Genomic DNA, 24,563 nt, shown 5'->3' with positions numbered 1-24,563 from the left:
TGGCCGCCGACAGCCTGCGCTGGTCGCTGTTCTGGGTCCTGATCGGCGTCGTCTTCGTCGTCGAACGAGTCGTCACGGCCTGGGCGGGGGGCTGGCGGGGGAGGCTGCTCGCACTGCCCCTCGTGATCGAGGTCGGGTACTCGCTGTTCCTCCAGGCGGCGTTCGTCACGTCGCTCGTGCAGATCGCCTTGCACCGCGAGGCCGGGTGGAACGAGGTGCGTCGCGAGGTCGTCGCCGCGGCGGCGCTGCCCGCCCTGGCGGCGGCGGCGCTGGTCGCGCGCTGGACTCCACTGCCGTCGTCTGTGCTGCAGTCCCCGTTCGTGGAGGCGCTGGGCCTGTTCGTCGGCATCAACACGATCGTCTTCGCGACCCTGAGCGTGTTCCAGCCCTGCCTCCGATCCGCAGGACCGTCCACCGGATGCAGCATCGCAGGGCTGCCCGGCGGACGGTGGCCGCGACGGCCTGAGCCGGCCGCGGTCGGCCGCGCCCTCGCCCCGATGCCGAGCTGGGTCGGACGGTCGCGTGGACCGAGGACGATCGACCCGGGAGAGCAGCCGTGGGCAGCCTGTACATCGACCTGTTCGTCTCCCTCGACGGCGTCGCCCAGGCGCCCGGCGCTCCCGACGAGGACACCACGGGCGGCTTCCCGTTCGGCGGCTGGCAGGCGCCGCTGCCCGACGACGTCGTCGGACGCCAGGTCCGGGACGGCATCGCCGGCATGGACGCGCTGCTGCTGGGGCGTCGGACCTACGACATCTTCGCCGCGTACTGGCCGGACAAGGACGACGTCATCGCCCGGCAGCTCAACGCCGTGCCCAAGTACGTCGCCAGCCGTGGGACCCCTGACCTCCGCTGGGCCGGCAGCAGCCTCCTGGGTACGGACCTCGTTGCGGACGTCCGCGCGGTGCGGGACCGGCACGAGCGAACCCACGTGATCGGCAGCGTCGACCTCGTGCAGACCCTGCTGGCTGAGCGGCTGTTCGACGTGCTGACGCTGTGGGTCTACCCGATCGTGCTGGGTCAGGGGAAGAAGGTGTTCCCGGACGGGGTGCGGCCATCGGCACTGCGGCTGCTGGAGCCGCCCGTGGCGGGCAGCGCGGGTGCGGTCGCGCTGCGCTACGCCCCGACCGGCGAGGACCCGGCCACCGGGGTGATGGAGGTCTGACCCATCCGGACGACCACCTCCTCGTCGCCGTCGAGGGGGAACGGCACCCCGTCCACGGAGTACGTCCCGCGGAAGCCGCTGACCGGCACGCGCCCCGAGGCGTCGGTGCGCAGGGTGGTCGGCGGCAGCCACCATTCCTCCTTGACCAGCCGGCGCAGCGCGTCGTAGGCCGGCTTCGGGGTGCCGTCGGCGCGCACCAGTCCGCCCGGCGCCCCGAGCCATGCGCCCTCGTCGGTGATACCCCAGTAGGTCGCCGCCTCGACCGCGGGGTGAGCCAGCAGGGTGCGGTAGTGCCGTTCGAGCTCGTCGGCCTGCCGTGCCTCGCCCTCGGGCGTCGACGGCCACGACGTCACCTGATAGTCGTTGAGGTCCTCGATGTGCGCCGGCATCAGCTCGCCGGACAGCAGGGTCGTCTCGGTCAGGTGCAGCGGGAGGCCGAAGCGTGCGAACCGGTCGAGGATCGCCTGGGTCTTCTCCTCGCCCCAGTAGCCCTGGTGCATGTGGCTCTGCAGGCCGATCGCGTCCACCGGGATCCCGGCCTCGAGCACCCCTTCGATCAGGCACTCGTAGGCGGTCGACATGTCGAAGTCGTTGAGCAGGAGGGTCGCGGCCGGGTTGGTCGCCCGGGCCGCGTCGAAGGCGAGCCGGATGGTGGGGATGCGGCCGCGGTCCCACGCCAGGCGGGTCAGTCCGTTGGGCTCCTTGTCGAACACCGGCATGATCACGACCTCGTTGATCACGTCCCAGGTGTCGATCACCCCGGCGAAGTCCGCCACGTCGCGACGGATCCGCGCGTCCTGGGCGTCCGCGATCTCGGCCGTCGTCAGATCGAGCAGCCAGGGTGCCCCGACGGTGTGCCAGGCGAGCGGGTGGCCCTTGACGACGACGCCGCGCTCGGCGAACCAGCGCGCCGCGGCCAGCAGCCGAGCCGTGTCGGGGCGGCCGCGGACGGGTTCGAACCGGCCCCAGTAGAACGGCAGCGTGGCCGCGTTGAACACGTCGAACCAGAGGTCGGCAAGCGTCGTGGACGCACCCGCGGGGTCGAGGAAGTCGAACCCGATGTTGCCGAACAGGAAGTCGTGCCGCTCCTGCGCGACGACCACCTCGGTGTCGGTGAGGGGGTGTCCGTCAGGGCGCTGGACGGTGACGACGGCGGCGGCGCGTCGGTGAGCGAGGTCGGGCATGCGCCGAGCCTGCCACGCGCGACGACGTGCTCGCGCCCGTGGAGCCCCCGGGAGACCGAGGCGTCGGCCGGTTCGGCATCGATCTGGTCGGCCGCCTGCGCCACGATGGGGGCATGACCGAGCACGCAGTGGTGATCGCCGGGGCCGGCCCGAGCGGCCTGATGCTGGCGGCGGAGCTCGCGCTGGCTGGGGTCGACGCGGTCGTCGTCGAACGTCGCGCCGAGCGGGAGCGCGACGTCGCACGGGCGGGCGGGCTGCACGCGCGGACGCTCGAGGTGCTCGACCAGCGCGGGATCGTGGAGCGGTTCCTGGACGCCGGACAGGCGATGCAGATCACCGCGTTCGGAGGGATCCGGCTCGACCTCGGCGACTTCCCTACGCGGTTCGCCTACGGGGTGGCCCTGCGGCAGAGCCAGACCGAGCGGCTCCTGGCCGAGTGGGTCGACGAGCTGGGGGTGCCGGTCGTCCGCGAGCGCGAGGTGACCGGATTCGCGCAGGACACGGACGGCGTCGACGTCGCGCTGTCGGACGGCAGCGCGATCCGGGCGACCTTCCTTGTCGGCTGCGACGGGGGTCGCAGCCTGGTCCGCAAGGACGCCGGCATCGACTTCGTCGGCTGGGACCCCACCACCACCTACCTGATGGCCGAGGTCGAGCTGACCGAACGGCCACCGGTCGGCGTGCGGCGCGAGGGCGGCGGCATCGGCCCGGCCGACCCCGACACCGGCCGGCACCAGGTGGTGGTGAAGGCACCCGTCGTCGACGATCGGGGCGAGCCCGGCCTGCAGGACGTCCGCGACGCGCTCCTCGCCGCGTACGGCACCGACTTCGGCGCGCACGACCCGACGTGGATCACCCGCTTCTCCGACAACACCCGACAGGCGGCGTCGTACCGGGCGGGCCGGGTCCTGCTTGCCGGAGATGCCGCCCACGTCCACCCGCCGCAGGGCGGCCAGGGCCTCAACCTCGGCGTGCAGGACGCGACGAACCTCGGCTGGAAGCTGGCGCAGGTGGTGCACGGCACGTCGCCCGCGAGCCTGCTGGACACCTACCACGCGGAGCGGCACCCGGTCGGTGCCCGCGTCCTGCAGGGCACGATGGCGCAGGTCGCGCTGGCCACCCCGGACGACCGGCACGACGCCCTCAAGGCCGTCCTGGGCGACGTGCTCGTCCTGGACGAACCGCGCCGACGCCTCGCCGGGATGCTCTCCGGTCTCGACGTGCACTACGACCTCGGCGCCGGGCACCCGCTGCTCGGGCGGCGGATGCCGGACCTCGACCTGACGACCGCGGACGGCCCCACGCGCGTCTACGCGCTCCTGCACGAGGCCCGGCCGGTCCTCGTTACGTCGGGTGTGCCCGGCGGCCTGCCGGACCGCGTCCGGACGGTCGTCGCGACCTACGACGACGTCTGGGAGCTGCCGGTGCTCGGACCGGTCGCGGCGCCGGGGGCGGTGCTGATCCGGCCCGACGGGTACGTCGCGTGGGCGGGAGACGTCGCCGATCCGCGGCTCGCGCAGGCCGTCGCGACGTGGTGCTGACCGTTACCCCGTCGGGTCGGGTACCGCAGGCACGGTCGGCAGTCCGGTGAGACCGGAGAGCCCGGTGAGCCCGCCGACGTCGTCCACGGCGTGCGACGCCTGCTGCGCGGCCACGACGGGCACAGCGACGAACAGTCCGATCGTGGCGACGAGCCCGACAGTCGCCAGCGCGACGGAGACGACGGACAGTCGTGGTGCTCCGTGGAACGTCGAGCGCCCGTAGTCGCGCAGGGCGCGCCAGACGAGGTAACCCGCACCGAGGCCGCCGGCGGCCCACAGCTCGTCCGGGGCTTTGAGCGCGAGGCTGATCCCGCTCGTGGCGACGAGGATCGCCAAGGCCGAGCAGAAGGCGCCGATCGCTCCGCGTTGCATCCGGCGCGCCTCACCCACGCGGTGCGCCGAGAACGCGGCGTCCCGGTCGGCGAGGTCTGCCGGGCTCATGGCGAGGCCGAGCCGGGTCGGCAGCGAGGCGCCGAACTGGGTCGCCAGCGAGGTCGCCGGCGTTCCGGCGGGGCTCTCGAAGGTCGTCGTAGCGAAACGGGGGTCAGCGCTCGCGAACCGCTTCTCGCCCGACTGCCCCGCGAAGGCCAGCTGCTGGGCGGGTTCCGGCCGCGTGTGCTCGGTCCACGTCGTCCCGTCGAACCACCGGTGCACGCCGACCGTCGACCCGTCGGCGTACCAGCCGGCGGCCGGGAGCGGGGTGTCGGCCATCTCGCGATGGTCCCACCGCGGGCCCAGGATGACGCCGCCGCGTCCCCCGATTCACTCGACCGCGCGCGGCCTCGCCATCGGCGTGCATGCCGGACCTGAGCCGGCGACTACCGCCGCACCTACCCCGACCTGCCGCGAGGCCCTACAGCGACAGCAGCGCGCCGACCGCCCCGGTGACCAGCAGGGGGAGCACCGTCCAGGCGACGATGCTGCCGACGAGATAGGTGAGGTACGTGCCGTGGTCCGTCACCGAGGTGCCCCAGGGGGGCACCGGTGCCGTGCGGATCGTCTCGAGGACGTCGCGGAGGTGGAGCGTCACTCGTCGCGACGGGAGGGAGAGGGTCGTGGTGGTCATGGAAGCTCCTTGTGGGGGCGGGTACTCGCAGGCACCGGGATCGCCGGCTCGACCATCGTCGCAAGCGCCGCAGGCCGCTGACCCGGGCCATTCGTCCCGTCTTCTGCCTCGACCGCGTGGCTACCGGTGGCGAGCGCGACCCAGGTCGAGCTGGAGCAGCGTGCACGAGAAGTCGACGAAGTCGCGCTGCCCGGCGACCGTGAACCCGTAGGCCTCGTAGTAGGCCAGCAGCACGGGGTTGGTGGTCCGGCAGTCGAGCCGGAACACGTCGACACCCGCGTCGCGCCCCTGCCGCGCCGCCCAGTCGAGCAGGCCCGTGCCGACGCCGTCGCCGGTGCGGCGCCGGTCCACCATGAGGCCGTGGACGTAGACCGCCGGCGTCCGGTCGTCGCCCCAGAAGTCGGGGTCGGACCAGAGCAGCCGGACGGTGCCGACGAGCCCGACGTCGTCACGCACGACGTGCCACTCGCCGGCCTCGACCTGGGCGGTGATGCGTTCGACGGGCAGCGACCCGCGACGCCACTGCACGGTCCCGCGCGCCGCCATCCAGTCCTCCAGCGACCGCCGCAGCGCGTGGATCGACGAGACGTCGTCGACGGTGGCGAGGTCGGGGTGCAGGCCGGTCACGGACCGACGGTCAGCTCCCGGCCCGGTGCGCGACGACGACCGCCACGTCCGCACCGGCGATCACCGCGCGTCGCTGAGGGCCTCCCGGTATGCGGCCGTCGTCCCGTCCGGTCGCACCTCCTGCAGCACGTGGTCGTCCACCCCCAGACCGGCCAGGAGCGCCGTCAGCTCGTCGACGTCGGTCGGCGTCTGGACCGTCGGGTCGACGGTCGTGCGCACCTGAACCGGCACCCCGGCCCGCTGGACCAGCCGGAGCGACGCGACCGCCTTGGCCCAGGCGTCCACACCGGTCTGGGCCTGATAGAGCCGGGGGACCGCCTTGATGTCGAGGCCGACCCAGTCGACCAGGTCGAGCACGTGCGCCAGTCGGTTCGGGTAGGTGCCGGCGGTGTGCAGCCCGACGCGATAGCCGAGCGCTCGCACGTCGACCATGGCGTCCCGCAGCCCGTGCTGCCGCGTCGGTTCGCCGCCCGAGAACACCACACCGTCGAGGAGCCCCTGACGGCGTCCGAGCAGGTCGAGCACCTCGTCCCACCCGACCGACCCCGGCGTCCGTGGGTCGATCAGCGCGGGGTTGTGGCAGTAGGTGCACGCCAGCGGGCAGCCCTGCAGGAAGACGGTGGCCACCAGCTGGCCCGGCCAGTCGCAGGTCGACAGGGGAGTCAGGCCTGCGACGGCCAGGCCGCTCACGGGCGCTCCGTGAAGTGCACGCGCTCCTCGTGCTCGCCCTTCTTGCCGAGGTTGAACGACGACACCGGTCGGTGATAGCCCATCACGCGGGTCCACACCTCGGTCTCGCCGCCGCACGACGGGCACGCAAGGACCTCGCCGGCCAGATAGCCGTGCGACGCGCAGATCGAGAACGTCGGGGTCACCGTGATGTACGGCAGCCGGTGGTTCTCCAGCGCCCGCTGGACCAGCTTGCGGCAGGCCTCGGGCGTCGACAGCCGCTCGGACATGTAGAGGTGCAGCACGGTGCCGCCCGTGTACTTCGTCTGCAGCTCGTCCTGGCGGTCCAGGGCCTCGAACGGGTCGTCGGTGAAGCCGACCGGCAGCTGCGAGGAGTTGGTGTAGTACGGGTGCTCGTCCGTCCCGGCCTGCAGGATGTCCGGGAACCGACGGCGGTCCTCCTTGGCGAACCGGTAGGTCGTGCCCTCCGCCGGGGTGGCCTCCAGGTTGTACAGGTGTCCCGTCGCCTCCTGGAACTCCACCATCCGCGCCCGCACGTGGTCGAGGAGCGCGACGGCACAGGCGTGCCCCTCGACCGAGGTGATGTCGCGCGCGTCGCCGGTGAAGTTGCGGACCATCTCGTTGACCCCGTTCACGCCGATCGTCGAGAAGTGGTTGGCGAGGCCACCGGCGAGGTACCGCTTCGTGTAGGGGAACAGCCCCTCCTCGATGTATCGGTCGATCACCTCACGCTTGAGCTCGAGCGAGTCGCGCGCCAGGTCGAGCAGATGGTCCAGGGCGCGCAGCAGGCCGGGCCAGTTGTCCCGGTGCAGGTACCCGAGCCGCGCGCAGTTGACGGTCACCACGCCGAGCGACCCGGTCTGCTCGGCCGAACCGAACAGCCCGTTCCCGCGCTTGAGCAGCTCGCGCAGGTCCAGCTGCAGCCGGCAGCACATCGACCGGATCTGACCGGGCTCCAGGTCGGAGTTGAGGAAGTTCTGGAAGTAGGGCAGGCCGTACTTGGCGGTCATCGCGAACAGGCGGTCGGCGTTCTCGGAGTCCCAGTCGAAGTCGGCCGTGATGTTGTAGGTGGGGATCGGGAAGGTGAACACCCGGCCCGACGCGTCGCCCTCGGTCATCACCTCGATGTACGCGCGGTTGATCATCGCCATCTCGACCGCCAGGTCGCCGTACGTGAAGTCGACCGGCTCGCCACCCACCAGCGGGACCTCGTCGCGCAGGTCGTCGGGGCACGTCCAGTCGAAGGTCAGGTTGGTGAACGGCGTCTGCGTGCCCCAGCGCGACGGCACGTTCAGGTTGTGCACGAGGCCTCCGCACCAGCTGCCGGACCTCGTCGTACGCGAGGCAGTCCGTCCGCACGAACGGCGCCAGGTAGGTGTCGAACGAGCTGAACGCCTGCGCCCCGGCCCACTCGTTCTGCAGCGTGCCCAGGAAGTTGACGATCTGCCCGACGGCGGACGAGAAGTGCTTCGGCGGCCGCGACTCGATGGTGCCCGGGACCCCGTTGAACCCCTCGCTGAGCAGCATCCGCAGCGACCAGCCGGCGCAGTAGCCCGACAGCAGGTCCAGGTCGTGGATGTGCAGATCGCCCTCGCGGTGCGCGTTCCCGACCGCGGCCGGGTAGACCTGCGACAGCCAGTAGTTGGCCGTCACCTTGCCCGCCGTCTGCAGGATCAGGCCGCCGAGCGAGTAGCCCTGGTTGGCGTTGGCGTTCACCCGCCAGTCGGAGCGGTCCAGGTACTCGTCGATGGTGTCGGCGACGTCGATCGTGGGGTGGATGCGTTCGCCGCTCGGGCGCACGGAAGTCAGGCTCATCAGTGGTCCTCGTCTGGTGGAAACCATGGGGTGACTGGGACCGGCCCTGCCCGTGCGGGGGTGGAGCGCGTTCGTACCTGCGAGGCTAGACCTGCGCCGACGCCGTTCTCGCGCCGGATCGCCGGTCGGATCGAGATCGTCGACCCGGACCTGCATCCGCGGTCGTAGGATTTCCGACGAAAGGGTATGGGAGCGATCCCACGCGCCCCCGCGACCGCTCGACGAGGAGCTGACGCATGACCCACCCGATCGATCGACGAACGGTCTTGCTCGGCGGTGGTGCGGTCGTGCTCGCGTCGGCGTTGGCCGCGTGCGCGCCCGCGCGTCCCCCCGAGCCGACGCCGTCGGGCCCGACGCCCTCGGGCCCGACGTTTCCGCGGGGCTTCACCTGGGGCGTGGCCACGTCGGCGTTCCAGGTCGAGGGGTCGACCACGGTCGACGGACGCGGGCCGTCGATCTGGGACACGTTCGCCGCCGAGCCGGGGCACATCGACGGCGGCGCGACCGGCGACCCCGCCGCCGACCACTACCGCCGCTGGTCGTCCGACCTGGACCTGCTGGTCACGCTGGGCATCCCGGCCTACCGGTTCTCGGTCGCGTGGCCGCGCATCCAACCCACGGGCTCGGGCGCCACCAACCAGCGGGGCATCGATTTCTATCGGCGGCTCGTGGACGGCCTGCTCGACCGGGGCATCCACCCTGCGATCACGCTCTACCACTGGGACCTGCCGCAGCCGCTGCAGGACGCGGGCGGCTGGGCGGCCCGGGACACGGCACAACGGTTCGCCGACTACGCCGGGATCGTCGTCGACGCCCTGCACGACGTCGACGCGACCTGGTTGACGATCAACGAGCCGAAGACCACGGCCTACGTGGGCTACGCCGGCACCGAGCACGCGCCGGGCCTGGGCGATCCAGACGCGGGAGTCGCGGCCGTCCACCACCAGCTGCTCGCCCACGGCCTGGCGACGCAGGCGTTCCGGGCCTCCGGCGCCGTCGGCCGGATAGGCCTCGCACTGAACCTCCTGCCGGTCTACCCGGTAGGCGCGTCCACCAAGCCCGCCACGCGTGTCGACGCCGTCGAGAACCGCATGTTCCTCGACCCGGTGCTGCTGGGCTCCTACCCCGACGACGCGATCGGCGACCTCAACGGTCAGCTGCGCGTGGACGCGGCACGGTTCGCCGACCTCGTCCAGGACGGCGACCTGGCCACCATCAGCACCCCGTGCGACGTCCTCGGCGTCAACTACTACGGCGTCGCGATGATCGACGAGCGCGGCGACTACGTCAACGCTTATCCGACGTCCGCCGCGGGCTGGCAGCAGATCCACGCTGCGGGTCTGTACGACCTGCTCACCCGGCTTCGCGACGACTACCCGAACCTCCCGGTCGTGCACATCACCGAGAACGGCATCCCCGACGACGAGACCCATCCCGGCCTGGAGGACGACGCCCGGATCGAGTTCCTTCGGAGCCACCTCGAGCAGGCCGCGCGGGCGATCGAAGCCGGGGTCGACCTGCGCGGCTACTACGCCTGGTCGTTCCTGGACAACTTCGAGTGGGCGCGCGGCCTGCGCCAGCGCTGGGGCCTCGTGAACGTCGACTTCACCACCCAGGCGCGCACCCCAAAAACGAGCGCCCACTGGTACTCCCGGACGATCGCTGCGGCCGGCCGAGCCCATACGCCGCCACGGGAGTCGTCTATCCCTGGGTGACAGCTCTCAGCGCGTCCAGCTTGTCGCGGACCGCGGCGGGCAGGTTCGTCGACGACGGGTCCGCCACCCATGCCTCGAAGGCGGCCGTGAACGCTGCGACGCCCGCGGCCGCGGCCAGGGCGGCGGTGGGCTCGGGAACGCCGCGTGCGGTCAGGGCCCCGGAGGCCGCCGAGGCGAGCGTCGCCATCTTGTAGAGCTCGCGCTCCTGCAGGCTCGGGTTCGCGGCGATCACGCCGGCGCGGGTCCGAGCCTGCTCCCCGCGGTCCTCGAGCAGCGTCGCCGCGCTCGCGAACGCGTCGCCGACGACCTCGATGGGCGTCAGGTCGGCCGGGGCGTCGCGGATCGCGTCGACGAGCTGCGTCTGCAGCATGCCCGACCCGTCGAACAGCGCCTCGCGCTTGTCGGCGAAGTGGCGGAAGTACGTGCGCTCGGTGACGCCGGCACGCTCCGCGATGTCCCCGACGGTCGTCTGCTCGTAGCCGCGCTCGGCGTAGAGCTCCAGGGCGACGCGCGCCAGGCGTCCGCGCGCGTCCGGCTCCCAACGACCCATGGCCACAGTGTAGTGATGACAGATCCTGACATCGGACGTACGGTGGTGATGACAGTTGCTGACATCACCTGAAGGAGCGCACCATGCGCGTGTTCGTCACCGGGGCATCCGGCTGGATCGGGTCCGCCGTCACCGCCGAGCTGCTCGCCGAGGGCCACGAGGTCGTCGGCCTGGCTCGCTCGGACGCCAGCGCCGCCGCCATCGCCGAGGCCGGTGCGTCGACGGTCCGCGGCGGCCTCGACGAGCTCGACGTCCTGCGCACGGGCGCGGACAAGGCCGACGCCGTCATCCACCTCGGCTTCAACCACGACTTCGGCGACATGGCCGGCGCCTGGCGCACCGAGCGCGCCGCGGTCCAGACCTTCGTCGACACCCTCGAGGGCTCCGAGCGCCCGCTGCTGCTGGCGTCGGGCGTCGCGGGCCTGACCCCGGGCCGGGTCGCGACCGAGCGGGATGCCTCGACGCAGGTCGGTCCCGAGTCGATGCGCGGCGGCGCCGAGCACCTTGCCCTCTCCTACGCGGACCGAGGCGTGCGGTCCGTCGGCCTGCGCTTCGCGCCGACCGTCCACGGGCAGGGCGACCACGGCTTCGTCGCCGTCCTGGCCGGCATCGCCCGCACCACGGGCGTCTCCGGCTACGTCGGCGACGGCGCCAACCGCTGGCCCGCCGTGCACCGGCTCGACGCCGCACGCCTGGTCCGGCTGGCGCTCGAGGGCGCTCCGGCGGGATCGGTCGTGCACGCGGTCGGCGAGGAGGGTGTGGCGGCCCGCGACATCGCCGAGGCGATCGGTCAGGGACTGGGCGTGCCGACCGCGGCGATCGAGGAGGCGCAGGCGGCGGAGCACTTCGGCTGGATCGGCCGCTTCTTCGCGCTCGACACCCCCGCGTCGAGCACGATCACGCGCGAGCTGCTCGGCTGGGCGCCCACCCACCCCGGCCTGCTCGACGACCTGGCGGCGGGCTACTACACGTCGTAGGCGAGGTCGAGCTTCGAGCCAGAGCGCGAGGTCGTCGATCTCCCGGTCGACGGCCTCGCGCTCGTCCGTCGTCAACGGCGCGTCCAGGTGCAGGGCGTGGACGCGCAATGCGCCGCCCCGAGCGTCCGCGTCGAGCTTGCCCACCAGCCGGTCGCCGACGAGCACGGGCAGGGCGTAGTAGCCCCAGCGGCGCACCGCGGCCGGTTTGAACATCTCGAGGGCGTACTCGAACTCGAAGATCTCGGTCATCCGCTTCCGATCGTGCAGGAGCCGGTCGAACGGGGACAGCAGGGCGGCGCGACCCTGGAAGGGGCCCTCGAGCAGGGCCGGGTCGACCCGCCACTCGCCGCGCACCCCCTCGACGACGGCCGGCTCCCCGGCGGTCCCCACGTCCAGCGGCTCGACCGGGCACTCGGGCCCGCGGGCCCGCGCGATGCCCAGGGCACCCAGGCGTCGCTGGTCTCGCAGCGCCCGCGCCTCGTCGAGCGGGATGGTCGGGCCGCCCGGGTACACGCGCTCGGCCAGGTCCCACAGCCGGTCCTTGCCCGTGCCGCCCGCGGCCGCCACGTCGCCCATCAGCACCAGCTGGTCGAGCATCATGGTGAGGTTGCGGTTGTTGTTCCAGCCCGAGGACCGCCACGGTCGCACGCACGTGTCGGGCAGCTCGCCGGCCGGCAGCGGCCCGTCGGTGCGCAGCAGCGCGAGGATGTCCTGCCGGCAGGCCTCGTTATCGTCCACCCACTGCCGGCGGGCGCGCTTCCAGCCGGAGACCGTCGGACCCGAACCCGGCCAGTCGGCCATCTCCGCGCGGTAGAGCGCCAGGTCCTGCGCCACCCGCAGCGTCATCCGGTAGTCCAGGACGGTCTGCCGGTCCAGCGCCTCACGCAGCTCGGCCGGGTCGTACGACGAGCCGATCCGGCTCCACAGGACGAGGTCCGCGCTGGGCGCGACGGCGGCCGTCGGGTTCAGCTGCAGCAGCGAGAGCCGACGGATCGTCTCGTGCACGTCCGTCGGCCGCTGCGCGGTGAGCAGCTGGGCGCGCACGGCGACGCGACGAGCCTCGGCACGGGACAGCTGGTGCACGCACCGAGACTAGGACGGCCCGCCGACAGTGGCCGGACGGGTGAAAACTGACCGACCGGTCGGCTGCTGACCGATCGGTCAGGTAGCCTACGAACCGTGACCGCCACCGTCCCCCTGCGCGAGCGCACCCGTCGAGAGATCCTCGACCGCGCGCTCGAGCTGTTCGTCGAGGACGGCTACCACGACACATCCCTGGCGGACATCGCGGCGGCGGTCGGCTGCTCGAAGGCGACCGTGCTCTACCACTTCGCCAACAAGGCCGCGATCATCTCCGAGGTGCTCGAGCCCGCCGCGCTCCAGCTGGACGGCCTGGTCAACGAGCTCGCTCGAGCAATCCGACGCCGGACAGCCAGGAACGCGCGATCGACGAGCTCGTCGACGTCGTCGTGCGCTACCGCAGCCTCGCGGTGGTCCTCGACGGAGCCCAGGTGCTGGCCGAGGTCCCGTCGTTCATGGCCGTCGCGGACTCGTGCCTCCAGCTGCCGGTGCTGCTCGCCGGCGGTACCGACCCCGACCGCCTGCGCGTGGCCAACTTCGCCCTGAACGGCGTCATCGCCGAGTGCAGGGACCACACTCATACGGACGACAGTCTCCGCGCGCTCCTGCAGACCTGCATGAGGCGCCTGCTGCTCTAGCAGGCAAGAACGTGCCCCGACGACGTGGCGCAGACGTACACGACCCCGCCACACCGATCGAAACGGAAGACCCGACATGGCACAGCTCCTCTACCGGCTGGGACGGTTCTCGTACCGTCGACGCGGTCGCGTCGTCGCGATCTGGGGCGTGATCCTGGTCCTGCTCGGCGTCGGCGTGGCCACGCTGGCCGGCTCGACCAGCGACAACCTCACGATCCCGGGCACCGAGGCGCAGCAGGCGCTCGACGACCTGAAGTCCGACTTCCCGGCCGCCTCCGGCGCCACCGCGACCCTGATCGTGCAGGTGCCCGAGGGGCAGCAGCTCGACGAGGCGACGCTCGCGCCGGTGCTCGCGGACGCGGCGAAGCTGCCCGAGGTCGTCGCGGTGGTCGACCCGACGCAGTCGCACGCGATCAGCCAGGACGGTCGCACCGGCCTGGTGACGGTCGCCTACGCCACCTCGCTCGACGGAATCTCGCAGGACGCGAAGGACGCGTTCGACGAGTTCGGCGCGTCGGCCACCACCGACTCCCTGAGGGTCGTCTCCGGTGGCGAGCCTCGCAGGCGCCGCCCGAGGTCGGCGCGACCGAGGGCATCGGCGTGGTCATCGCGGCCGTCGTCCTGGTCATCACCTTCGGGTCGCTCATCGCCGCCGGCATGACGCTGCTCACCGCCCTCGTCGGTCTCGGCGTCGGCATGTCCGGCCTGCTGATCCTCACCTCGGTGGTCGACATCACCTCGACCGCGCCGATCCTCGCGCTCATGCTCGGCCTCGCGGTCGGCATCGACTACGCGCTGTTCATCAGCTCGCGGCACCGCAACAACCTTGCCGACGGGCTCGATCCCGAGGAGTCGGTCGCCCGCGCCGTCGCGACGGCGGGCTCCGCCGTGACGTTCGCCGGGGCGACGGTCGTCATCGCGCTCGCGGGTCTGTCGATCGCCGGCATCCCGTTCCTGTCGGTCATGGGCTTCGCCGCCGCGGGCACCGTGCTCACGGCGGTCATCGTCGCGCTCACGCTGCTGCCCGCGCTCCTGGGCTTCGTCGGCAAGAAGATCCTGCCGCGCAAGCAGCGCACCGGGACCATCACGCCGAACGCGCAGGACGGCGCCGGATTCCGCTGGGCCCGCGTGGTCACCCGGTTCCGCACGCCGATCGTCGTCGTGGGCGTCCTCGGCCTGGGCGCCCTGGCGATCCCTGCCGCCCAGATGCACCTGGCCCTGCCCGACGGCGGCACCGCTCCCGCGGACAGCCACCAGCGCATCGCCTACGACCTGACCGCCGAGGCGTTCGGGCCGGGCGTGAACGGACCGCTGATCGTCGTCGTCAAGGGCGACTCGGCCGACGCGACGACCCAGCTCGCGGGCAAGGTGACCAGCGCCGTGCAGGGTCTCGACGACGTCGTCGCCGTGCAGCCCGGCCAGGTCAGCGAGTCGGGTCAGACCCAGCTCATCACGGTGATCCCGAAGAGCAGCCCGAAGCTTCGAGGACACCGCGCAGCTGGTCACCACCATCCGCGACACGGTCGCGCCGCTGACGGACGGTACGGACCAGAGCGTCGCCGTCACGGGTACGACCGCGATCGGCGTCGACGTCTCGGCCAAGCTGGCGGGCGCGCTGCCGATCTACCTGGCCGTCGTGATCGGCCTGTCGTTCCTGCTGCTGCTCATCGCGTTCCGTTCCTGGATGGTGCCGCTCAAGGCGGCGGTCGGCTTCCTGCTCACCATCGGCGCCACGTTCGGCCTCGTGGTCGGCGTGTTCCAGTGGGGCTGGGCGAGCTCGATCTTCGGCATCGACAACCCGGGCCCGCTGGTGAGCTTCCTGCCGATCATCATGATCGGGATCCTGTTCGGGCTGGCCATGGACTACGAGGTGTTCATCGTGTCCCGGGTGCGCGAGGAGTTCGTGCACGGCAGCCACGCCACCGAGGCGACCATCGCGGGTGTCGGTCACGGCGCGCGCGTGGTCACCGCGGCGGCGCTGATCATGGCGTCGGTGTTCGCGGGTTTCATGCTCGTCGACGACCCGACCATCAAGGCGATCGGCTTCGGCCTGGCGGTCGGCGTGCTGATCGACGCCTTCCTGGTCCGCATGACGATCGTGCCGGCCGCGCTCGCACTGCTGGGCGACCGGGCCTGGCGTCTGCCGCGCTGGCTGGACAAGGTCACGCCGAAGGTGGACATCGAGGGTGCGAACCTGCGCCTCGCCGACGAGCCCGAGCTTCGTCCCGTCCGGCTCGCGCTGATCCGACCCTGACCCGTTCCCGGGCGGCACCCTCTATGGGCGCCGCTCGGGTGGGACGGTCTCAGGCTCACCCGGGGCGCGGGCCCGATGGTCCGCGGTGACCGTGCGCGACGCGACGAACGCGAACAGCAGGCCGATCCCTAGCGCAGTCGCATGACCGAAGTCCGTGAACGTCAGGTCGATCACGCCCGGCAGCAGCCAGTAGAGCGCGGTCGGGATCATGTACCACCAGCGCCACCGTCGCGGTACGGCCAGGACGAGGAACCCCATCGCCCCGGCCATCACGTAGCTGACCCCGACGTCCGTCGCCCGGGACACCGACTCGTCGATGACGCCGTGGGAGATCCCGGAAGCCAGTGCGAGGGCCACGACCATGCTCGCGCCTACGTGCCCGCTGAGCCCGACTGCCAGCGACGCGAGCCTCCCGACGAAACGTTGCAGGTAGGCCAGCACCACCAGCAGCGGCGCCACGAGGTAGAGCCCCCACATGCTCGACACCACCAGAGCGCTGGCGAGCATCGCAAGCACCGGCTCGGCGCGCAGGCTGACCAGGTTGGTGCTGACCCGGCTCAGGATCTCGGCCTGCCGTTCGGGTGTCTGCAAGAACACCCACGTCGTCACCAGCGTCACGGTCACGCAGTAGGCGATCGCGAGGTCGGCACGTCGTACTGTCCGCCAGACGTCCCGGGCCACGGCGGAGATCATGACGGTCACCGTACAACTGCGACCCAGGCGGCATACGCTCCAGACGTGCCCGTTGCCGGTGTGGACCCGACCGCCCTCGACCCCGTGTCGGCCGGCTGGCTGGGCTGCCTCGACCAGGCCGCGCTCGACCGCGCCGGCTGCCTCGACCGTCTGCACGGGCTCATGACCCGGGTCGCGCGCCGGGAAGCTCGGGCGCCGCGCCGCGCAGATCGCCGTCTCCGGTCCGGAGCTGGACGACCTCGCCGTGCAGTCCGCGGGGGACGCGATGCTGGCGGTGCTGGCCAAGCTCGACCAGTTCCGCGGCGAGAGCCGGTTCACCACCTGGGTGTACAAGTTCGTCATGTTCGAGGTGTCGGCCAAGGTGGGCCGGCACCAGTGGCAGCACCAGGCGCCGTCGCCCACCGAGGTCGACTGGGAGCGGCTGCCTGACCGGATCGGCCTGGACCCGGAGGAGCACGCGGTGCAGCGCGACCTGGTGCGGGCACTGTCCGACGCCGTCGACCGCGACCTCACCGAGTACCAGCGGACGGTCTTCGTGCAGGTCCTCCTCGACGGGGTGCCGCTGGAGGCCGTAGCGCAGGGGCTCGGGGTCAGCCGGAACACCGTCTACAAGGCGCTGTTCGACGCCCGCCGCAAGGTGCGGTCGGCACTGGTCGCGAGCGGGTACCTGGGGGTGGCCGGCGCATGAGCGACTGGACCCGGGTCGAGCACTTCCTGCACACGGACCCCCAGGACGTCGGGTGCGACGAGGCGATGGCCGTGCTCGAGATCTACGCCGAGCTGACCCGCACGGACCCCGCCGCGGCGCGCCTGCGGTACCCCGGCGTCGCCGTGCACCTGTCGCAGTGCGGGCCGTGCGCCGAGGACCTCGCCGGGTTGCTGCGGGCTCTCGTCGCGGACGAGGCAGACTCCTAGGAATCTCGAGGTAAGAACCGACGCTGCGCCGACGCAGATGAGATGTCCGAAGTTTCTCGATCAGAGAAGAAGGCCTCTCATGAAGCGCATCACCCGCCTCGGCGCCGTCGTCGCCGTCGCTGCCGTGTCCGTCCTGGCCACCTCTCCGGCGTTCGCGAGCGTGCCCGCGCACCACGGACCGGCTACGTCCTACGTGTACGTCCCCACGAACGACCCCGCCGGCAACGTGGTCCGCGTCCTGGCTCGCGCCGCCGACGGCTCCCTGTCGGTGGCGGGCTCCTACGCCACCGGCGGCGTGGGCGGCGCCCTGACCGGCGCGGTCGTCGACCGGCTCGCCTCCCAGGGCTCCGCCGTTCTCGACAAGCCCACAGGCCTCCTGTACGTCGTCAACGCGGGCTCGGACACCGTGAGCGTCTTCAGCACGCAGGGCGACGCGCTGCGGCTGCGCGACACCGTGGCCACCGGCGGCGACTTCCCGGTGAGCGTGGCCGTGCACGACGCGCGGGTCTACGTGCTCAACGCGCGCGGCGGTGCGTCGGTGCAGGGCTTCCTCCGGCTCGGAGCGCACCTGGTGACCGTGCCGTCGTGGCACCGCGACCTCGGCCTGGACCCGACCGCGACCCCCGAGTTCACACACACGCCGGGCCAGGTGGCGTTCACGCCCGACGGACGCTCGCTGCTGGTCACGACGAAGGCCGCGAGCAACGCGATCGACGTCTTCACGTTCGGTCCGCTCGGCCGCCCGTCGGCCGCACCGGTGGTGGCGTCCCTGCCCGGCAAGGTGCCCTTCGCGCTCGTCTTCGACCCGAGCGGGAACGCCGTGGTGGCCGAGGCGGCAGGCAACGTGGCGACGTTCCGCGTGGCCGGCAACGGTGCGCTGACCCAGCTGGCCGAGCAGCCGACCGGGCAGGCCGCGACCTGCTGGATCGCCGGTTCGGGCGCTGCGGTGTGGGCCTCGAACGCCGGGAGCGGGAACCTGTCGGGCTTCACCGTGAGCGGTGCGGGCGCACTGACGACGACCGGCCTGACCGGCACGCTGCCGGGGACCGTCGACGCCACGGTGAGCGCGGGCGGCCGGTACCTCGACGTGCAGACCGGTGCGCAGGGCACGGTCGACACCTTCCGGATCGGTGCCGGCGGTGCCCTGACGGCGGTCGGCTCGGTCGTCGTGCCGGGAACCGTCGGCGGGGAGGGCATCGCGTCCTCCTGACCCTGTCCCACGGGACGAGCGGCGGCCCGGGGCGAACACGCCCCGGGCCGTCGCTGCGTCGGCTGCCGAACGCGCGTCCAGAACCCTTCCCGTTCACCCGCACGACCGCTACGGTTTCCGTTGTTAGGCACGTTCATGACGAGCGAAATCTGCTCCCCCGGCACCACACTGCAACGAATCCGCTCGGTAAACCCCGCCCGATGCGACGACGCCCGGGCCTGTGCCTTTGCGAGGTTTCGTGTCTGCTCCCATCACCGACTCCGCTCCTCTGGGATTCCCCGAGACCGGCAAGGGCCTCAAGGGCGGGGCGCTGGGGCTCGTCTCCAGCGTCGTCGTCGGCACCGCGTCCACCGCACCCGCCTACTCGTTGGCCGCGAGCCTCGGGTTCGTCGTCGCGGGGGGCGGCGCGATCCTGGCCGGCGTCAAGGCGCCGGCCATCATCCTGCTCGCGTTCGTCCCGATGTACCTGATCGCCGTCGCCTACCAGGAGCTGAACAAGGCCGAGCCCGACTGCGGCACGACGTTCACCTGGGCCACGCGGGCGTTCGGCCCGATCACGGGCTGGCTCGGCGGCTGGGGGATCATCGCCGCCGACGTCATCGTCATGGCCAACCTGGCCCAGATCGCCGGCGTGTACACGTTCACGTTCCTCGGCGAGCTGGGCTGGGACGCGGCCGGCAACCTGGACTCCAGCACCGCGTGGACGACGGCCGTCGGGCTGCTGTGGATCGCCGTCATGACCTACATCTGCTATCGCGGCATCGAGGTCTCCGCGCGCATCCAGTACGCGCTGCTGTCCATCGAGGTGCTGGTCCTGATCATGTTCGCCGTGGTCGCGCTCACCAAGGTGTGGACCGGCAACGGCGAGGACGGCTCGATCACGCCGCAGTGGAGCTGGTTCTGGCCGGGCGGTCTCGACCTGTCGACGGTCATCGCACCGGCGTTGCTCACCGCCGTGTTCATCTACTGGGGCTGGGACACCGCGGTGTCCGTCAACGAGGAGTCCGACGACCCCGCCAAGACCCCCGGCCGCGCCGCGATCCTGTCGACCGTGCTCCTGCTGGTCACCTACCTCCTGGTGTCCACGGCGGCCGTCGCCTTCGCGGGCGTCGGCACCACGGGCATCGGCCTGGGCAACCCCGACAACGCTGATGACGTCTTCGCGGCGATCGGGCCGGCCCTGTTCGGCGACTCGGCGATCGGCCACATCGCGCTGCTCCTGCTCGCCGCGTCGATCCTCACGTCGGCGTCGGCCTCCACGCAGACGACGATCCTGCCGACCGCCCGGACGTCGTTGTCGATGGGCGTCTACAAGGCGATCCCGACGTCGTTCGCCAAGATCCACCCGAAGTACCTCACGCCGACCGTCTCGACGGTCGTGATGGGGCTCGTCTCGATGCTGTTCTACCTGATCTTCACGCTGATCAGCCCGGACCTGCTGGGCGCGCTGGTCGGCTCGGTCGGCCTGATGATCGCGTTCTACTACGGCCTGACCGGCTTCGCGTGCAGCTGGTTCTACCGGCGGACGCTGCACCACACCCGTCGCGACTTCTTCATGCAGGGCGTGCTGCCCTCGTTGGGCGGCCTGATCCTGCTCGCCGCCTTCGTCTACGCGCTGAAGTCGTACGCGGCGCCCGACTGGCTCCAGGGTGCCGACGGCAACAACGTCACGATCTTCGGGATGGGTGCGGTCGCCGTGGTGGGCGTCGCCGCGATCCTCATCGGTCTCGTCCTGATGGTCGTGTGGTGGATCCGGCAGCCGGCGTTCTTCCGCGGCGAGACCCTGCCGATGCGCGGTGCGCACGACCTGGTGCTCGCCGGCGTCGCGATGGACCCGCTGGCCAACTTCCGGCTCCCCGACTCGGGGCTGCCCGACATCCTCATCGCCCCCGACATGTCCAACCTGCCGCCGGGTGCCACCGCGATCACGACGACGGGCGCGGAACCACCCGCCGTCGAGCGGGAGGGGGAGCCGCCGCCCGCCTAGCCGACGAGGGCGACGAGCCGCTCGATCAGCTCGCCCTGGCCGGTCACCACCAGCCCCACGGCCTCGGCGGGCGCGAACCAGGCCACCCGGTCGATCTCGGGCACCTGGATGCGACGACCCGACCGCGGCGGCCACTCGATCTCGACCGTGTTGCTCACCGCGGCGGCCGCGTCGAAGTCGCCCTGGCGCGCCCACGCCGTCACCGCCTTGCCCGACTTCTGCCGGATGGTGCCCAGCTCGAGGTCGGGGTGGTCGGTGGGGGGCGGCGGCGAGCCCAGCTCCTCGGTGAACTCGCGCAGCGCGGCTGCGTAGGGAGCCTCGTCGGGCGCCGGTTCGCCTTTGGGGATCGTCCAGGCGCCGGCGTCCTTGCGCGCCCAGAACGGGCCGCCCATGTGCCCCAGGAGAACCTCGATGCCGTCGCCGTGCCTGCGGAACAGCAGAATCCCTGCGCTGCTCGGTGCGGTCACCGCTCCAGCATGTCAGGCGTGGGGGTGCAACCTGGCCGTCTCCGCGCCGAGCATGAGCTCGAGGACGTGCAGGCGACCCCGGGCCCGGGCCGTGGCGGCGTCGTCGTGCTGGCGACGGACCTCGTCGTACTCGTGGTGCGCCTTGGCGGTGGCGCTGGCGAGTCGAACCAGCTGGCGTGCTCGTGCTCCGCACGCACCTGCGACTCCAGCCCCGGATCCACCTGGAGCTGCACGTCGGTGACCGTCATCTCGACCCCCTCGTCGTTCTCTGACACCCCCCATACTTCGGCCGATCGGCCGTGGAAGCGCACCGACACGCGCAAGTTTCGCCCGGTAGGCCCATGCCAGACCGGCACGAACCACCACCGTCGGCCGTGCGGGAGTCCTGCTCTGGCCCCGTGGCACCGCCTACCGCGGGATCACCCGCCCCGGCCGGGCCCCGCCTCGCGCACCGGGTTAGCCTCCGAGGATGGGGCACCGCAGCCGCATGCAGTCGGTCGAGCTCCTCGACGAGGTCCGCCCGCCGGACGAGCCGTCGTCGAGGGCCGCCGACGGGGCGCGCAGCCGGCGCCTCCGCATGCTCTGGCCCGTCGCCGCGGCGGTGGCGCTGGCACTCGTCGGCACCCAGGCCGTGATCGCCGCCCGCGACCGGAGCGCCACGGGCCGTATCCAGGCGCTGCCGGGGGTGGTGCGGGGGATCGGTCCCGACGTGTCGCCCCTCTGGCAGGTCGACGAGCGTGACGCCGACTACCTCGATCGGTCGGTGACCGTCGACGGGACCGTGATCGGCGTCCGGACTGCCCCCGACGGCTCGCAGCGCATCGAGGCGCGCGACGTCTCGACCGGCAGCGGCAGGTGGTCGGCACCCTTGCGCGGACCGGATCCCGAGTCGCCCGGCGCGGCGGTGCGGCCAGCCGCAGCCTCTGCCAGAGCGTCCCGACGGCGCCCGGGGACCACGCCGCGCTCGTCGCGTGCCTCGGCTCGGACGCCGCGGTCAGCGTCGGCCGCAGCGGACGGACCACCTACGTCCGCGCCCCGGTGCGGTCGCACGTCGTCGTCATCGATACCGCCGACGGACACGTCGTGGCCGACCAGCCCGCGCCGGCCGCGATCGCGTTCACCACGCTCCCGGGCCTGGTCGTGCTCGGCACGCCCGCCGACGACGGCCACGCCGCGCTGACCGCCCAGGACCTCCTGACCGGTGCGCGCACCTGGCGCTTCGTGTCGCCCGCGCCCGACATCGCACCCGCCGGGGACGTCGCGGGCTTCCGGCTGTTCCGCCTGGGCGACGAGATCGGCCTGCAGGAGGCGAACCGGCAGGTGACGCTGCTGTCGGCGGCCGGTGGCGTCGCGCGGGCGCGCACCCGGGTGCTCGACGGAACGCCCGTCGTCGTCGGCTCCGACCGGCTCGAGCTGCTCTCGGGGTTCGCCGAGGCACGACCGCTCACGACGATCGTGCGACCCGGCCGGCCCGACGCGTACGTGCCGGGATACCTGCTGGCACGGTCGGTCGACGACGGCAGCCTCGGGAACGTCGAGATCACCTACGGGTCGCTCGTGCAGGCCTGGGACTCGAGCTTCCGGCAGCTGCTGTGGCAGGCGGACGGCCCTGTCGCGGGACCGGCCGTCGTGCTGCGCGGGCTGGTGTTCTCGATGGGCTGGTCCGGTGCCGGTGAGGTGCGGGCCTTCGACGGTCGGACGGGCGCACTCGTCTGGAGCGTGCACGTCGGCTCCTACGACGAGACCCAGACGCTCCTGACGGACGGGACGTCGATCGTCGTCGCCAACGCGCCCGCGCCCGGAGAGGGGTCGGGGACGATCGAGGGGTTCGCGCTCGACACCGGGGTTCGGCTCTGGACGACCAGGACGACCGCGCTGCTGGGCACGCTGACCGTGCGCGGGCACGTGCTCGTCTCGGCGTCCGCCGCCGCGTCCGTCGTCCTCGGCAGCCTGAAGGACGAGCGTGTCGGCGTCGCTGGGCCGTAGCGTCTCGCCCATGGCGAACCTCACGCAGACCCTGACCAGCGGCGCCCCCCTGCGACGCGTCGAGGCCTACAGCGACGGTGTCTTCGCGATCGCAGCGACGCTCCTCGCCCTCGGTGTCGGCACGGACGCGATCGGGTCGGTCACCACCGACCAGGACCTGTGGGCCGGGCTCACAGCCCAGTCGACCGCGTTCCTCGGGATCGTCATCGCGTTCCTGGTGCTCTGCAACATGTGGGCCATCCAGGCGCGGCAGATCGGCTCGCTGACGCTGGTCTCGTCGCGACTCCTCGTGTTCAACGCCCTGCGTCTGCTCGGCGTGATCTTCGTGCCGTTCGTCACGAGCGTCGCGACGCACTACGACGACCTCACCATCGGACGGCTGCTCATGCCGCTCGACATCTTCTGGATCGTCTTGTTCGGGGTGCTCACCGGCTGGCACGCCCGCTCCGCGGGTCTGGTCGGCGAGGAGCGCGCGGACCGCCCCGGGGTGCGCACCGACCTGTTCACCATCGGCCTCGCCGCAGCCGTCGTGGTGCTCGCGCCGTTCGTCGGCCTGTGGGCGTTCGCGCTCTTCGCGCTCGAGGCCCCGCTCCTGCGGCTGTTCCGGTTGCCCCGACGATGACCCGCCACGCCATGCAGGACGTCGAGCTGGAGGATGCTCGCCCGGCCGTCGCGCCGGTCGCCGGACCTCGCCGGCCCCGCGTCCGCTGGTGGTGGTTCGGAGCCGTCGCCGTGGTCGCCGCCGTGGCCCTCGTCGGCGCCCAAGGCGTGCTCGACGGCCGTGAGCGGGCTGCCGCGGCCCGGTATGCGGCCGTGCCGGGCGCCGTGGCACCCGTCGGCCCCGGGGTCCGGGTGGTGTGGCGGCCGCCGGACGCGCTGGCCGGGCTCGTGCTCGGTGGCGTGGTGTCCGACGGTGAGTTCGTCGGGCTCGAGGTGGCCGACGACGGCTCGCAGGCGGTGCTCGCGCTCGACCAGCGCACGGGGCACGTGACGTGGTCGAGATCGATGTTCGGACCGGATCCCTCGCGCGCGCTCTCGCTCGACCGCCCGGTTGCGGGCCGGTGCGCGCGCGCCGCCGAGCATGAGGTCGCGTGCCTGGTCAGCAACGGTTTCCAGCACGTCGACAGGGCCGGCAGCCCCGCGGTCGTCCCGGCGACGATCACACGGGTCGTCGTCCTGGACACGCGCGACGGTCGCGTCCTGGCCGACCACGCGGCACCGCGGGCCACGTCCATGGCGGTGCTGCCGGGCCTCGCCGCGCTCAGCGCACCGGGGCAGGGCGTGACCGGTCAGGACCTGCTGACCGGTGCCGAGCTCTGGCGGTACGTGCCGCGGAGCGCGGGGGCGGACCTGAGCGAAGCGGCCTTCACGTCGGCGGTGCAGGTGTTCGCCGCCGGCGACGTCGTCGGGGTCACCAACCCCGGCTGGTCGGTCGCACTGCTGGACGCCTCGGGCAACGTCGTGCGAACCCCCATCCCGGCGATCGCCGGCTACCGGTACGACGCGACGACCGGCGTCCTGGCGCTCCTGAGCACCACGCAGTCGGGCCAGGTCCGTTCCACGCTGGTCCGCTCCGGCCGCCGTGACGTCGACCTGGCGGGCAACTATCTCGACGTCGTCGTCGACGACGGCAGCGTGCCCGACCTCGCGCTCACCTCCGACTCGTCGGTACGGGGCTGGGACACCAGCACGGGCAGGGTCCGGTGGACCACGAACGAGACCGCCACCGGGTCCGCGCTGATCCTGCGGGGCCGCGTCTACGTGCCGACCATGACCGGGACCGTCGCCTTCGACGGCCGCACCGGGGCGGTCGTCTGGCGTACGACCGTCCCCCCCGGGCACGTGCCCGGCTCCCTGTCGACGGACGGCAAGCTCGATCCTCGTCGCCGACCAGCCGGTTGCCGGGCAGGAGCACAGTGAGCTCCTCGCGTACGGCGTCGACGACGGCCGCCTGCTGTGGCAGGCCCCGCTGCCCGCCGGCATCCGGTCCAGCACCTCGGTCG

At 72.3% G+C, this 24,563-nt stretch carries 22 protein-coding genes and 4 pseudogenes; 16 read left to right on the top strand and 10 right to left on the bottom strand.

The genetic code is table 11. The annotated features are described in order from the left end of the window. Nucleotides 1-556: 556 nt before the first annotated feature. Complete coding sequence (locus AC38ZX_RS18125; protein WP_426593201.1) at nt 557-1,165, top strand: dihydrofolate reductase family protein; 609 nt, start codon at nt 557-559, stop codon at nt 1,163-1,165. Here AC38ZX_RS18125 and AC38ZX_RS18120 read toward each other — a convergent pair. Beyond that, nucleotides 1,117-2,349: an endo-1,4-beta-xylanase gene (locus AC38ZX_RS18120; RefSeq protein ID WP_426593200.1), complete on the bottom strand. Its 1,233-nt coding sequence runs from the start codon at nt 2,347-2,349 to the stop codon at nt 1,117-1,119. The genes AC38ZX_RS18125 and AC38ZX_RS18120 overlap by 49 nt on opposite strands. 113 nt (nt 2,350-2,462) lie before the next feature. On the opposite strand from AC38ZX_RS18120, the gene AC38ZX_RS18115 reads away from it, so the two are divergent. After that, on the top strand, nt 2,463-3,890 hold the full coding sequence (locus AC38ZX_RS18115) for an FAD-dependent monooxygenase (RefSeq protein ID WP_491295403.1): 1,428 nt from the start codon (nt 2,463-2,465) through the stop codon (nt 3,888-3,890). Between the two features lie 3 nt (nt 3,891-3,893). Here the strand turns inward: AC38ZX_RS18115 and AC38ZX_RS18110 are convergent, their stop codons facing one another. The 5 genes and pseudogenes from AC38ZX_RS18110 to AC38ZX_RS18090 all read right to left on the bottom strand — a co-directional run bounded on the left by AC38ZX_RS18110 (nt 3,894) and on the right by AC38ZX_RS18090 (nt 8,088). Next, complete coding sequence (locus AC38ZX_RS18110; protein WP_491295402.1) at nt 3,894-4,601, bottom strand: DUF2510 domain-containing protein; 708 nt, start codon at nt 4,599-4,601, stop codon at nt 3,894-3,896. Nucleotides 4,602-4,743: 142 nt separating this feature from the next. Beyond that, nucleotides 4,744-4,956, bottom strand: a complete 213-nt coding sequence (locus AC38ZX_RS18105) for a hypothetical protein (protein ID WP_491295401.1) — start codon at nt 4,954-4,956, stop codon at nt 4,744-4,746. 120 nt (nt 4,957-5,076) lie between these two features. Continuing rightward, nucleotides 5,077-5,583, bottom strand: coding sequence for a GNAT family N-acetyltransferase (locus AC38ZX_RS18100; RefSeq protein ID WP_491295400.1), 507 nt, complete (start codon nt 5,581-5,583; stop codon nt 5,077-5,079). A 60-nt stretch (nt 5,584-5,643) separates the two neighbouring features. Then, the gene (locus AC38ZX_RS18095; protein WP_491295399.1) at nt 5,644-6,273 is read right to left on the bottom strand and encodes an anaerobic ribonucleoside-triphosphate reductase activating protein; all 630 of its coding nucleotides are present in this window, start codon (nt 6,271-6,273) and stop codon (nt 5,644-5,646) included. Further along, nucleotides 6,270-8,088: pseudogene (locus tag AC38ZX_RS18090) on the bottom strand (ribonucleoside triphosphate reductase). Before AC38ZX_RS18090 ends, AC38ZX_RS18095 begins: the two are co-directional and overlap by 4 nt. Nucleotides 8,089-8,324: 236 nt before the next feature. Here AC38ZX_RS18090 and AC38ZX_RS18085 point away from each other — a divergent pair. Then, the gene (locus AC38ZX_RS18085; RefSeq protein ID WP_491295398.1) at nt 8,325-9,803 is read left to right on the top strand and encodes a GH1 family beta-glucosidase; all 1,479 of its coding nucleotides are present in this window, start codon (nt 8,325-8,327) and stop codon (nt 9,801-9,803) included. Here the strand turns inward: AC38ZX_RS18085 and AC38ZX_RS18080 are convergent. After that, on the bottom strand, nt 9,790-10,353 hold the full coding sequence (locus AC38ZX_RS18080) for a TetR/AcrR family transcriptional regulator (protein WP_491295397.1): 564 nt from the start codon (nt 10,351-10,353) through the stop codon (nt 9,790-9,792). The genes AC38ZX_RS18085 and AC38ZX_RS18080 overlap by 14 nt on opposite strands. Before the next feature lie 83 nt (nt 10,354-10,436). Between AC38ZX_RS18080 and AC38ZX_RS18075 the strand changes: the two genes are divergently transcribed. Further along, a complete protein-coding gene (locus AC38ZX_RS18075) occupies nt 10,437-11,330 on the top strand; it encodes an SDR family oxidoreductase (RefSeq protein WP_491295396.1) in 894 nt (297 codons plus the stop codon). A 78-nt stretch (nt 11,331-11,408) separates the two neighbouring features. Here AC38ZX_RS18075 and AC38ZX_RS18070 read toward each other — a convergent pair. Continuing rightward, a pseudogene (locus tag AC38ZX_RS18070) lies at nt 11,409-12,335 on the bottom strand (DNA glycosylase AlkZ-like family protein); the annotation flags it as partial. Between the two features lie 174 nt (nt 12,336-12,509). On the opposite strand from AC38ZX_RS18070, the pseudogene AC38ZX_RS18065 reads away from it, so the two are divergent. The 5 genes and pseudogenes from AC38ZX_RS18065 to AC38ZX_RS18045 all read left to right on the top strand — a co-directional run. Continuing rightward, nucleotides 12,510-12,632 (top strand): annotated as a pseudogene (locus tag AC38ZX_RS18065) (TetR family transcriptional regulator); the annotation flags it as partial. Between the two features lie 167 nt (nt 12,633-12,799). Continuing rightward, complete coding sequence (locus tag AC38ZX_RS18060; RefSeq protein WP_491297546.1) at nt 12,800-13,048, top strand: hypothetical protein; 249 nt, start codon at nt 12,800-12,802, stop codon at nt 13,046-13,048. A gap of 76 nt (nt 13,049-13,124) precedes the next feature. Next, a complete protein-coding gene (locus AC38ZX_RS18055; RefSeq protein ID WP_491295395.1) occupies nt 13,125-13,709 on the top strand; it encodes an MMPL family transporter in 585 nt (194 codons plus the stop codon). Further along, a pseudogene (locus AC38ZX_RS18050) lies at nt 13,649-14,131 on the top strand (MMPL family transporter); the annotation flags it as partial. The gene AC38ZX_RS18055 and the pseudogene AC38ZX_RS18050, both read left to right, overlap by 61 nt. A gap of 415 nt (nt 14,132-14,546) precedes the next feature. After that, a complete protein-coding gene (locus AC38ZX_RS18045; protein ID WP_491297479.1) occupies nt 14,547-15,302 on the top strand; it encodes an MMPL family transporter in 756 nt (251 codons plus the stop codon). Between the two features lie 21 nt (nt 15,303-15,323). On the opposite strand, the gene AC38ZX_RS18040 is transcribed toward AC38ZX_RS18045, so the two are convergent. Next, nucleotides 15,324-15,995, bottom strand: a complete 672-nt coding sequence (locus AC38ZX_RS18040; RefSeq protein ID WP_491295394.1) for a rhomboid-like protein — start codon at nt 15,993-15,995, stop codon at nt 15,324-15,326. Between the two features lie 244 nt (nt 15,996-16,239). On the opposite strand from AC38ZX_RS18040, the gene AC38ZX_RS18035 reads away from it, so the two are divergent. The 4 genes from AC38ZX_RS18035 (at nt 16,240) to AC38ZX_RS18020 (ending at nt 20,107) form a co-directional block, all read left to right on the top strand. Beyond that, nucleotides 16,240-16,683, top strand: a complete 444-nt coding sequence (locus AC38ZX_RS18035; RefSeq protein ID WP_491295393.1) for an RNA polymerase sigma factor — start codon at nt 16,240-16,242, stop codon at nt 16,681-16,683. Further along, nucleotides 16,680-16,910, top strand: coding sequence for a hypothetical protein (locus tag AC38ZX_RS18030; protein ID WP_491295392.1), 231 nt, complete (start codon nt 16,680-16,682; stop codon nt 16,908-16,910). The genes AC38ZX_RS18035 and AC38ZX_RS18030 overlap by 4 nt, the downstream gene beginning before the upstream one ends. A gap of 79 nt (nt 16,911-16,989) precedes the next feature. Continuing rightward, entirely contained in the window at nt 16,990-18,120 is a 1,131-nt protein-coding gene (locus tag AC38ZX_RS18025) for a lactonase family protein (protein WP_426593184.1), read from the top strand. Nucleotides 18,121-18,358: 238 nt separating this feature from the next. Beyond that, nucleotides 18,359-20,107, top strand: coding sequence for an APC family permease (locus AC38ZX_RS18020; RefSeq protein ID WP_491295391.1), 1,749 nt, complete (start codon nt 18,359-18,361; stop codon nt 20,105-20,107). On the opposite strand, the gene AC38ZX_RS18015 is transcribed toward AC38ZX_RS18020, so the two are convergent. After that, nucleotides 20,104-20,574: an NUDIX hydrolase gene (locus tag AC38ZX_RS18015; RefSeq protein ID WP_491295390.1), complete on the bottom strand. Its 471-nt coding sequence runs from the start codon at nt 20,572-20,574 to the stop codon at nt 20,104-20,106. The genes AC38ZX_RS18020 and AC38ZX_RS18015 overlap by 4 nt on opposite strands. An 855-nt stretch (nt 20,575-21,429) precedes the next feature. On the opposite strand from AC38ZX_RS18015, the gene AC38ZX_RS18010 reads away from it, so the two are divergent. From AC38ZX_RS18010 to AC38ZX_RS18000, 3 genes are read left to right on the top strand one after another with little or no spacing between them, the layout of a single operon-like run. Continuing rightward, complete coding sequence (locus AC38ZX_RS18010; protein ID WP_491295389.1) at nt 21,430-22,560, top strand: outer membrane protein assembly factor BamB family protein; 1,131 nt, start codon at nt 21,430-21,432, stop codon at nt 22,558-22,560. Nucleotides 22,561-22,570: 10 nt separating this feature from the next. Next, entirely contained in the window at nt 22,571-23,182 is a 612-nt protein-coding gene (locus AC38ZX_RS18005; RefSeq protein ID WP_491295388.1) for a TMEM175 family protein, read from the top strand. After that, entirely contained in the window at nt 23,179-24,480 is a 1,302-nt protein-coding gene (locus AC38ZX_RS18000; RefSeq protein ID WP_491295387.1) for an outer membrane protein assembly factor BamB family protein, read from the top strand. The genes AC38ZX_RS18005 and AC38ZX_RS18000 overlap by 4 nt, the downstream gene beginning before the upstream one ends. Nucleotides 24,481-24,563: the final 83 nt, after the last annotated feature.

It is taken from the genome of Cellulomonas sp. McL0606, from assembly GCF_058248365.1.
This window is presented reverse-complemented; position numbering and strand designations above follow the sequence as displayed.

Bases quoted from the DNA above. Each gene is read 5' to 3' on its own strand.
- AC38ZX_RS18000 (WP_491295387.1), top strand. From the start codon at position 23,179: ATGACCCGCCACGCCATGCAGGACGTCGAGCTGGAGGATGCTCGCCCG.
- AC38ZX_RS18030 (WP_491295392.1), top strand. From the start codon at position 16,680: ATGAGCGACTGGACCCGGGTCGAGCACTTCCTGCACACGGACCCCCAG.
- AC38ZX_RS18025 (WP_426593184.1), top strand. From the start codon at position 16,990: ATGAAGCGCATCACCCGCCTCGGCGCCGTCGTCGCCGTCGCTGCCGTG.
- AC38ZX_RS18040 (WP_491295394.1), bottom strand. From the start codon at position 15,995: ATGATCTCCGCCGTGGCCCGGGACGTCTGGCGGACAGTACGACGTGCC.
- AC38ZX_RS18120 (WP_426593200.1), bottom strand. From the start codon at position 2,349: ATGCCCGACCTCGCTCACCGACGCGCCGCCGCCGTCGTCACCGTCCAG.
- AC38ZX_RS18005 (WP_491295388.1), top strand. From the start codon at position 22,571: ATGGCGAACCTCACGCAGACCCTGACCAGCGGCGCCCCCCTGCGACGC.
- AC38ZX_RS18105 (WP_491295401.1), bottom strand. From the start codon at position 4,956: ATGACCACCACGACCCTCTCCCTCCCGTCGCGACGAGTGACGCTCCAC.
- AC38ZX_RS18110 (WP_491295402.1), bottom strand. From the start codon at position 4,601: ATGGCCGACACCCCGCTCCCGGCCGCCGGCTGGTACGCCGACGGGTCG.
- AC38ZX_RS18085 (WP_491295398.1), top strand. From the start codon at position 8,325: ATGACCCACCCGATCGATCGACGAACGGTCTTGCTCGGCGGTGGTGCG.
- AC38ZX_RS18115 (WP_491295403.1), top strand. From the start codon at position 2,463: ATGACCGAGCACGCAGTGGTGATCGCCGGGGCCGGCCCGAGCGGCCTG.
- AC38ZX_RS18075 (WP_491295396.1), top strand. From the start codon at position 10,437: ATGCGCGTGTTCGTCACCGGGGCATCCGGCTGGATCGGGTCCGCCGTC.
- AC38ZX_RS18055 (WP_491295395.1), top strand. From the start codon at position 13,125: ATGGCACAGCTCCTCTACCGGCTGGGACGGTTCTCGTACCGTCGACGC.
- AC38ZX_RS18080 (WP_491295397.1), bottom strand. From the start codon at position 10,353: ATGGGTCGTTGGGAGCCGGACGCGCGCGGACGCCTGGCGCGCGTCGCC.